At 49.6% G+C, this 10,314-nt stretch carries 4 protein-coding genes and 2 pseudogenes; 4 read left to right on the plus strand and 2 right to left on the minus strand.

The genetic code is table 11. From position 1 onward, the window contains the following. Together QZ076_RS21305 and QZ076_RS22035 are read left to right on the plus strand one after the other, a co-directional pair. Positions 1-197: hypothetical protein (locus QZ076_RS21305; RefSeq protein ID WP_293717122.1), on the plus strand; the 197-nt coding region annotated here is incomplete at its 5' end. Then, a pseudogene (locus QZ076_RS22035) lies at positions 187-609 on the plus strand (D-Ala-D-Ala carboxypeptidase family metallohydrolase); the annotation flags it as partial. The gene QZ076_RS21305 and the pseudogene QZ076_RS22035, both read left to right, overlap by 11 nt. A gap of 695 nt (positions 610-1,304) precedes the next feature. Here the strand turns inward: QZ076_RS22035 and pbpC are convergent. Then, positions 1,305-3,602 carry a penicillin-binding protein 1C gene (gene pbpC / locus QZ076_RS21315; RefSeq protein ID WP_293717125.1) on the minus strand — a complete coding sequence of 766 codons (2,298 nt, stop codon included), beginning with the start codon at positions 3,600-3,602 and terminating at the stop codon, positions 1,305-1,307. A gap of 246 nt (positions 3,603-3,848) precedes the next feature. Here pbpC and rhuM point away from each other — a divergent pair. Both rhuM and QZ076_RS21325 read left to right on the plus strand, forming a co-directional pair. Further along, positions 3,849-4,247 (plus strand): annotated as a pseudogene (gene rhuM / locus QZ076_RS21320) (RhuM family protein); the annotation flags it as partial. A 99-nt stretch (positions 4,248-4,346) separates the two neighbouring features. Continuing rightward, positions 4,347-9,929 carry an MG2 domain-containing protein gene (locus QZ076_RS21325; RefSeq protein WP_293717124.1) on the plus strand — a complete coding sequence of 1,861 codons (5,583 nt, stop codon included), beginning with the start codon at positions 4,347-4,349 and terminating at the stop codon, positions 9,927-9,929. Positions 9,930-10,128: 199 nt separating this feature from the next. Here the strand turns inward: QZ076_RS21325 and QZ076_RS21330 are convergent. Then, positions 10,129-10,314 (minus strand): GAF domain-containing protein (locus tag QZ076_RS21330; RefSeq protein ID WP_365326598.1); only part of this gene is annotated, 186 nt, incomplete at its 5' end.

Here is a 10,314-nt window from a genome sequence, read left to right on the forward strand (position 1 = left end):
TGACGGTTCAGTTGATTATTGCAATCCTGCTCACATTGAGCGGGATTGTTCTTCTCTTCAGCGGATTCTGGATCGATCCGCAGGGATTGATAGATAACAGCGTATTGGTGGCTTTCGGTGAGATCAGTACGTTTGCGGGTGCCCTTTTCGGGGTGGATTATACTTATAAATTTAAACTCAATGACAATGGAAAGTAGAAGTAAAAAGACCATTTTAAGTGAACATTTCACGCTGGAAGAGCTTACGTATAGCCGTACCGCAGTAGAGAATGGAATAGCTAATGAACCGCCTCCCCAGATCAGAACTTCGCTGCAGCATCTGGCAGATTGTTTACTGGAACCGTTGAGACAATTATATAAGAAGCCGATCGCGGTGTTGAGCGGCTATCGGAATAAAGAGGTGAACCGTCTGGTGGGTGGCGTGGCAACGAGCCAGCACGTGAAAGGGGAGGCTGCCGATTGTTATACTCCTGAAGGCCCGGAGAAGCTGCTGGAACTTTTGATGCGGTCAGGCTTGCCTTTCGACCAGGCGATCTTATACAAACGTCGCCGTTTCCTGCACCTTTCGTTGAAGCTGTCCGGCAGGAATAGGATGCAGGTACTTGTTTATATGGTTTGTGTTGTCTGTTTGTTCACAGGGTGTGGGTTGAAAAGGGATATACATCGATTGGAAAGTAATAACCGGTATGATTCCATCCGGTTTGATGGTGCCGATAGCTTATTGTATCAAAGCCGTTCCATCCTTTGCGACTCGCAATTATGGGAATTAAAGCAAACCGTTTATCTACCGCCTGACAGTGCAGGCAGGCAAGCCCTGCAAAGCATCACCGTTGCTCGTCTCCGGCAGGTCAGGAACCAGACAGACAGCCTGTCGTCCACTACCATTACACAGCAATCCTACTCCGCACTAGCCACTGAGAATAACCAAAAAGAGGAAACCCGCCACTCCACAAATATCCGCCTCCCGATCCTGATCATAGCCGGTCTTTGTTTATTGATTGGGGGAGTGGCCGTAAAATCAATAAGGCTGTTGTCGTAACCAGATAGCAAAGAAGCGATCGTAAACGATTGTTCAGTTGAATTGTCGGGATCTCTTCATTGCGTAAATTACGTAACGCAATTTACGTAATAAAGATCGAGGTGAGCAAATTATCCTGACGGAACCTATGTGCTTGTTCGTATTATATGACGTGTAACACCGCTTTGTCTTCCACTTTGGATGGCTTCATAAATTTTATCAGTCTCCGGATCGTTAGCCCAAATTCCTGCTAGTTTGTGCAAGTCTTCATCTAATTTGTGTTTCTGTTACTTCACCTCAAATAATATCTTACGCTGATTACCCCAGTTGTCGATCAAGGTAAGCAGGTGTTTACCGGGTTGTACGGTGCTGGCGATCTGATGGTTGTCGGTGGTTTCGCCGAGGTAAGTGTCGTCGAGGTGCCAGTAGATTGTAGCATCGGGACGGGCATGGGCGGCTTTGAAGATGAACTTCTCCTGTTTGCCGGAAAATCCTTTTGGTAAGTATAGTATGGCATTATGCTCCGGATAGATCAGTTCGATCTGCTGGCTTTGTGTCTGTTCGCATCCCGGCTTGATAGGTGGGAGCGGGATGTAATCGATATGATAGTTGCGGTAATAGTATTCCTGCGAGGGGGGCAGAACGAACCAGGGACGGGTAATCATCCGGTCTATCGACTCGCAGGAACTGTTTACGCGGAAACGTCCGTCAGCCGACAGATGTATCAGTTTGTGATAAGGGCATATCGGGGTGTTGATGCCGGAGCGGGGAATATATAAGGTATCCACCTGGTTGCATATCTGTGATGCTTTGTGTCCGCTGTTGCGGCATATAGCAGTTTGTTCCAGTTCGTCGTAAGGCATATCGAACCATCCGCTACCGGGCAGTAGCGAGAAGAGGTCGAACAAGACGGGGGCGGCATTCCCTACACCGGTTAGTCCCGGACGGCCTTCTCCCGAAGCATTTCCTACCCATACGCCGACCACATAGCGGGGAGTCGTTCCGACCGCCCATGCGTCACGTCCGCCGTAACTGGTTCCGGTTTTCCAAGCTATCTGTTTCATCGATTCAAACTGCTGCCAGTCGGCTTCTTCTTCCGGACGGTTCAGGGCGGACATGGCTTCGTAAGTGAACCAGATGGAAGCGGCGGACAATAGCGGTTTGTCGGTAAGGCGTTTATCCGTGATCGAACGGATCGGGTTCTTTTCCTTGTTCGGATAAGGAGTCAATGGATGGATATCCTGCGGGTTATACCGTCCGTTGTATGGGCGGTAATGGGTGAGGGTACGGGATAAGGAGGCATACATACCCGATATATCCCACAAGGTACCTTCGGCACCGCCCAGGATAAGCGAAGCCCCGTAATGTTCTTCCGAAAAGCGGAGCGTGGTCATTCCCAATGCCTTTAGTAAAGCCATGAACCGGCCTGTGTTGTATTGCGACAGCATACGAACCAATGGTACATTCAGCGAACGTTCGATAGCCCGATGGGCAGGGACGGCTCCGTTGAATGTCTTGTTGTAGTTCTGCGGCATAAAGCCGTTGATGTTTAAAGGAACATCGGAAACGAGGGTAGAGGGTAATATCTGTCCGTCATGCAACATTCCGGCATAGAGGAAAGGTTTCAGGATACTGCCCGTACTGCGGGGAGAGGTGATGATGTCGACCTGATTTCCCCGTTTCTCGTTTGCCCGGAAACTGGCGTTGCCGGCATAGCCCAGCACTTCACCGGTTTCAACATCGGCGATGATGGCGGCCAGGTTATGGATATGGTTGGAACTGAATTCAAGGGCGTAACGGTTGACTAGTTCCTGAGTTTGTTTCTGCAAAGCATAATGTATGGATGAGGTGATCCGTGTTCCTGGAGCAGTGGCGGCAAGCCGTTCGAGCAGGTGGGGAGCTTCGTCGGGCAGTGGAACAGGGGCTTCGGGTAATGGTTCCATGCAGGATAGTTCGTATTCGGTGTTATCGAGGATTCCTCTGTTTTTTAATGTGAGCAGCAGATTGTCCCGTTTTGTCTTCAGTTGTTTGCGGTTTCGTCCCGGATGGATCAGGGCGGGGGAGTTCGGCAATACGGCAAGGGTAGCGCTTTCGGCCCACGACAGATCGACAGCACTGCGTCCGAAGTATCGCCAGGCGGCTGTTTCGATGCCGACTACGTTTCCTCCGAACGGGGCATGTGAAGCATATAGATTGAGTAACTCCTTCTTGCTGTGAGTAGTTTCCAGGAAGAGGGCCCAGCACATTTCGATACTTTTCTCGTAAACATTGCGGTCGCGGTTACCTCTTGCCAGGCGGGCGAGTTGCATGGTCAGCGTACTCCCCCCGCTTACTACCTGGTGATACCGGACATTCAGATAGACTGCACGCAGGATAGCTGTCGGATCGACTCCGGGGTGGTAAAAGAAATACCGGTCTTCATACGTTGTCAGGCAGGTAATAAATTTATCCGGCAGCGAATCCGTTGCCGGGAACCGCCATTGGCCGTCCGGAGCAATACGGGCTCCCAGCAGGTTGCCTTCCGATGAATAGAGCAGGGTGGAATAGGGGACAGGAAACAGGGTACGGGGAACTAATAGATACATTCCTCCCCACAAAAGAACGATCAACAGCAAAAAGAAAAGAAGTATCTTTTTACGGTTTGTTTTGAGTGAGGTAATTAGTTTTGTATGGTTCATCTTTGTTGAACAGTTCGGAATGTACCCGTTTTAGTTATCAAAGATAAAGATAAAAACTGAAAGATAGGATTGAATATACCTTATCGTAGAATTAATTCTTTATATTTGTAGGATTACAGGTTATACCAAACCTCTACAATTAAAAACTTGTTTATGGAGGAAAGAGATAATAATAAGAATAGATTACATATACGTAATAGTACTGCCGAATTCCTTATATTTCAAATACAGGAGAAGGAAGATGGCATTGAGATTATGTATAAGGATGAAACATTATGGCTAACACAGGATGCACTGTCTATTCTTTTTGACAAAGGACGTTCTACTATTGCGGAACATCTACAGAATATTTTTCAAAGTGGAGAACTAGAAGAGAATTCAGTTTGTCGGAAATTCCGACAAACTGCTTCGGATGGAAAAAACTATAATGTGAAATATTACAATCTCGATGCTGTAATATCTGTTGGCTATCGGGTAAACTCGGTTCGTGCTACCCAGTTCAGGCAATGGTGTACAGCTGTTCTTCGCCAGTTTGCTATTCGTGGATATGTGGATCGTCTTTTTGAATCCGATTTTGATCGAGACATTAAAGGGTTATTCGATAAAGAATAACTCCTGTTCATTAAGTAGTAACCTTTAATTCAAAGAAATATGGCAAGGTATCTATATTTGGTGTGTTTATGCTATATGCTGTGCTTATTTAGCAGTTGTAATACAAAGAGTGCCGGGGGAGAGGCGGAAGAGTTGCCTTTTAATCCGCATGTGGAAGCATTCACTTCCGGTAAGATATCCCGGTATACGCCGGTCTATCTGATCTTCAATCAGGATATCGCTCAGGATAAACTGAAGAGTGAGCAACTGAGCAAGCTTGTACGTATAAAGCCCGAGGTGGCCGGTGAGTTCTCTTTTGAAAATAACCGGACTGTCGTGTTCAAACCGGCAAAAGCATTTGAGCGGAATACAACCTATAAACTGACAGCCAACCTCTCCGAATGGTTCGACGTGACAGGTAAAGATAAGGAGTTCGCCTTTGAATTCTCCACCTTCCCCCTGGCGCTCCGTGCCAACCTGGAATCGATGGATATCAATGCAAAGAATGAGAACGGCTATGATATAGTTTGTACTTTGCTGACTCCTGATAAAGAAACACCCGAGACAATCGAGCCGCTGGTGCGTTTCTCCGAGAAAACGGATGCGGTATGGCAACACAGTCCTGACGGGAAGAAACACCAGGTGACCCTGCAGAATGTACAGGCCGGAAATGATGGCACGCGGACATTCACCCTTTCGATAGCTCCGAATAAATTAGGAGTAGCCGAAGACAAACTGCTTACCGTCAGTATTCCGGATATGAATGATTTCGACGTATATGACGTGACCTATGTGACAGAGCCTGAACGCTATGTGGAAGTTACATTCACCAAAGAACTCGACTCCTCGCAGGATATGCAGGGACTCGCCTTTATTGCCGGAAATACCTCCGAGACGGTCAATGTGGAAGGCAACCGCCTCCGCCTGTATCCCGACAACCAGCGTAAAGGCGTTATGAATGTACACTTGACCCGCCAGATCCGTAGTAAGAACGGGCTGACATTGAAGGAAGACGTCACCCGCCAGATCGAGATAAATACCTCTTTACCTGACGTCAAGTTTATCGGCCAGGGAGTAGTCATTCCGCAATCGACGGAACTGCTCGTTCCTTTCCAGGCCGTTTATCTCCGTGGAGTAGTGGTTCGCGTCATAAAGATACTGCAACAGAATATCGGCCAGTTCCTGCAGGTTAACAACTTGGACGGCACTTCCGACCTGATGCGTGTAGGCCGCCTGGTTGCCCGTAAGACGATCTTTCTGGATGAAGACGGCAGCGACCTTTCCCAGTGGAACACCTATGCCGTCGACCTGAAGAAACTGATGGAACCGGAACCCGGAGCAATCTATCGCGTAGAGCTTTCTTTCAATAAAGACCTGTCGGCCTACCCTTGTGACGACTCCGTGAAGGTATCGCGCGAGCAACTTCTGGCCGAAGACGAGATCAAGTTTAAAGAGGAAAGCTCCCGTTTCGACGACGGCGGTTACTACTATTATAACGGCGACTTCAACTGGAACGATTACAACTACAGTGAACGTAACGACCCTTGCTCGAACAGCTACTATTATAATAAGGTAGAAGGAAAGAACGTGTTGGCTACCAACCTGGGGCTGATGGCTATGGCCGGCGAAGACAACGAAATGACTGTCCTGGTGCATAACCTGATTAGCACTAATCCCGAAAACGGTGTCGAAGTATCCGTCTATAATTACCAGAACCAGGTACTGGCCTCCGGTACGACCGACGGTAAAGGAGAGGTAAAACTGAAGATCGCTTCCGGTAAACCTTTCTACATCATTGCTTCGCAGGGATATCAACGTTCTTACCTGCGTGTGGACGGAGGTTCGGCTTTGTCACTGAGCTCGTTCGACGTATCCGGCGAAGTGGTACAGAAAGGTATCAAAGGATTTATCTATGGCGACCGGGGTGTATGGCGTCCGGGAGATACGCTTTTCCTTAGCTTTATGCTGAACGACCGGGCAAAGAAACTTCCGGCCAACCATCCGGTAGTGATGGAACTCTATAATCCGTTGGGACAGCTTTACCTGCGTAAGACACAGACACGCGGCGAACTGGGTGTTTACTCTTTCGTCATGCCTACCGAACCGGATGCGCCTACCGGAGCCTGGAACGTAAAGGTCAATGTAGGCGGTGTCAGTTTCGATAAGCGTTTGCGTGTCGAGTCGATCAAACCGAACCGGTTGAAGATAGACCTGTCCTTCGGCAAGGGCGGTTCGGATAAGGGTGGTTCGGGTAAGGGCGGTTCGCGAACCGCCCCTACGATACTGCGGGGGGAACCTCTTGACGGACAACTGCATGTGGAATGGTTGCAGGGAGCTACGGCAAGGAACCTGAAATACGATATTCAGGGAACCTTTATCTCGACCCCGACTACCTTTAATGGCTATAAGGATTTCTATTTCGATGATCCGTCGAAAGTCTTTAACAGCGAAGAAAGTAAACTGATCTCCGGCACGACCGACGAGAAAGGAGACGCAACGGTGCAGGCGAAGTTCGAGATCGGTTCGACCGCCCCGGGCATGCTGATGGCAAATTTCGTCACCCGCGTCTATGAAGAGTCCGGCGATTTCAGTATCGATGCCAACCGGTTGTTGTATTCTCCTTATAAACGTTATGCCGGTATCAAGTCGCCGCAGCAAACGCGCGACCAACTGAATACCGGAAGCAACTATACGTATGAAGTTGCATCGACCGACTATCAGGGTAATCCGCAAGCGAATACGGAACTGGACGTTCAGATATATAAGGTATATTGGTACTGGTGGTGGAGTTCGGACAACAGCAGTCTGGCTAACTACGTATCCGACTCGTATAACAAGCCGGTTAAACAACTGACTGTGCGTACCGGCGAGAACGGCCGGGGTACCTTCCAGCTCTCGTTCAGCAACGAAGAGTGGGGCACTTATTTTATCTCCGTCAAAGACAAGGAAAGCAAGCACTCGACCGGCGTAATGAGCTATTTCGACTGGCCGTATAACGAAGGACGACGCAACGCCGACGGCAGTGAGTCGGCCAATATGTTGAGCTTCAAAACAGATAAAGATAACTATAAACCGGGCGAGAAACTGGTTATCACCATCCCGTCCGCCAAAGGAAGCCGTGCCGTTGTAAGTATCGAGAATGGAACGAAGGTACTTTCCGTTACCGAACATACCTGCGACGACCAGCAGACAACGATCAAGCTGGATGTAACCAAAGAGATGCAGCCGAATGCATACGTCTACGTTACGTTGTTGCAACCTCACGGGCTTACACAGAACGACCTGCCGATCCGTATGTATGGCGTCGTACCGTTCACGGTTACTTCTCCCGAAAGCCATCTGTATCCGCAGATCAGTGTGCCTGACGAGATCAAGCCGGAAGCCAGATACGAAGTGATCGTCTCGGAAAAGGACGGTCGCGAAATGGCTTATACGCTGGCTATCGTCGACGAAGGTTTGCTCGACCTTACCCGTTTCCGTACGCCCGAACCCTGGAAAGCATTCAATGCCCGTGAAGCATTAGGCGTAAGCACCTGGGACATGTATAACTATGTGGTCGGTGCCTACGGTGGACGTATCGAGCAACTGTTCAGTATCGGAGGCGACGACGCCCTGAACAAAGGGCCGAAAGCCATCGTCAACCGTTTCAAACCGGTGGTGCAGTTCGAAGGCCCGTTCCTGTTACGGAAAGGGAAGCAGCAGCGTCATATCTATACAATGCCGAATTATAACGGCCGTGTCAAAGTAATGGTCGTAGCCGGAAACGGTGAAGCTTACGGGCATGCCGACAAGAGCGTATTCGTACGTAAGCCGGTCATGCTGCTGGGTACTTTGCCGCGTGTGATCGGTGTAGGAGAGGAGATGGTCGTTCCGGCCACTGTCTTTGCTACGGAGAACGGGGTAGGTGACGTTACTGTGTCAATCAGTTGTTCCGGTAATATGGAGATACTGGGTTCGGCAACTCAGCAGCTTAACTTCACTAAGATAGGTGACAAGCAGGCTTCCTTCCGTATCAAGGTGAAAGACCAGCCGGGGGCTGGACGGGGGACTATTACGGCGTCTGGCAAGGGCGATAAGTCCGTCTATACGACCGATATCGAGATACGTTCCATAAGTCGTCCGCAGGTGAAGGTATTGCCTGTTACCCTCGAAGCCGGAAAGTCCTGGAAAGAAACCGTTAAACTTCCGGGAACGGAAGGAACCAACTCGTTGACACTGGAAATGTCGGATGTTCCTCCGTTGAACCTTTCTTCCCGTCTGTCGTACCTCATCGGGTACCCGCACGGATGCGTGGAGCAGATCACTTCCAAAGGTTTCCCGCAACTCTATATAGGCGAGTTTGCCGCACTGACGAAACAACAGCAGAACACGACTGAAAATGCCGTGAAAGAGGTAATCCGCCGCCTGCGTTCTTACCAGACCGTAGACGGAGCCTTCTCTTACTGGCCCGGCGGTACGAGCAGCAACGGATGGGGAACGGTCTATGCAACCCACTTCCTGTTGTCGGCCGAGTCGAAAGGATACCTGGTGCCCGACGGTATGAAACGTAACGTTTTGAACAACCTGCGTCGCGTTGCACGCGACTGGAAGCCGGTAAGTTCTTACTATTCCCGTTCCGAAGAAATGACACAAGCTTATCGTTTATACGTACTGGCGCTGGGACAGGTGCCGGAAATAGGTGCGATGAACCGGCTGAAGGAGAGCAAGTCGCTAGCCCCGATGAGCCGTTGGCTGTTGGCTTCCGGGTATGCACTGGTAGGCCGTATCGATGTGGCGAAAAGCCTGATCGAGAAAACAACGGAAGTGAAGACCGACTATTCCGATTACGACCTGACCTTCGGCAGCGACCTGCGTGATCAGGCGATCCGGCTGATGACGTTGACCTTATTGGGCGACGGCAAAGAGGCCGCCATACTGACCCGCGATATCTCCAAAGTGCTTTCGTCGGACGACTGGCTGAGTACACAGTCGACAGCCTTTGCTCTGGTTTCGCTCTCCGGATACATGAATAAATATAAGGTAGGCGGAATGATGGACTTCTCCTACACTTGTGCTGGGAAGACTGAAAAGGTCAATACCGACAAGAACATCTGGACGGAAGTTTTGTTGGACAAAGCCGGAACATCCGCTTCCCTGGAACTGAAGAATACAGGCAAGTCGACCTTGTTTGCCCGCGTCATTACCGAAGGCATTCCCGCACAGGGGAAGGAAGAAGCCTATGCCAACGGCCTGTCGCTGGCGGTCAGCTATACCGATCAGGATGGCCGTGCGGTAGATGTGGCTGACTTGCCGCAAGGTACGAACTTCGTTGCCGTTGTTACCGTGAAGAATCCTTCTGCCCGTGGCATTAACAACCTGGTGCTGACCGAGATCTTCCCTGCCGGTTGGGAGATACTGAATACCCGCTTCCTCAACGAAGGGGCAACCGACAACAAGACGACCGGTATCAACTACCAGGATATCCGCGACGATAAAGTGTACAGTTATATCGACTATCTGCCCTCCGGTCGCCAGGTAACGGTAAAGATCAACCTGTGCGCTGTCTATCCGGGCCGCTTCTATTTGCCGCCGGTCTATTGTGAAGCAATGTATGATAACCTGACCCGTGCGAATACGGAAGGGAAGGAAGTAATTGTTAAGTAGGTATATATTAGTAAATAAGTAGGGACCTTTTATATCAAAGGTCCCTACTTATTAATTCTACCCTGTACACCGTAGTCGGTTATCCTGTACACCCTGGCTCTCCAGCCTGTAGAGGATAATCGGCCAGGGTGTACAGGGTAATTTTAATGCATAGGGACTTTTGTGCTAAAAGGTAGTAAGGAACGGATTAGTACCATACCTATTCGATGCTAGTCGTATAGGCCGTCGAAAGCATTTTGCATATACTTTCCAGATAGAAAGCATCCGTCTCATCGAAACTATTCAACGTATCGCTGTCGATATCGAGTACGGCAACCACTTTGCCATCATGCATAATCGGTACTACGATCTCCGACTTCGAGTCGGAACTACAGGCAATATGTCC

Source organism: uncultured Parabacteroides sp. (genome assembly GCF_905196875.1).
GTDB lineage: Bacteria > Bacteroidota > Bacteroidia > Bacteroidales > Tannerellaceae > Parabacteroides.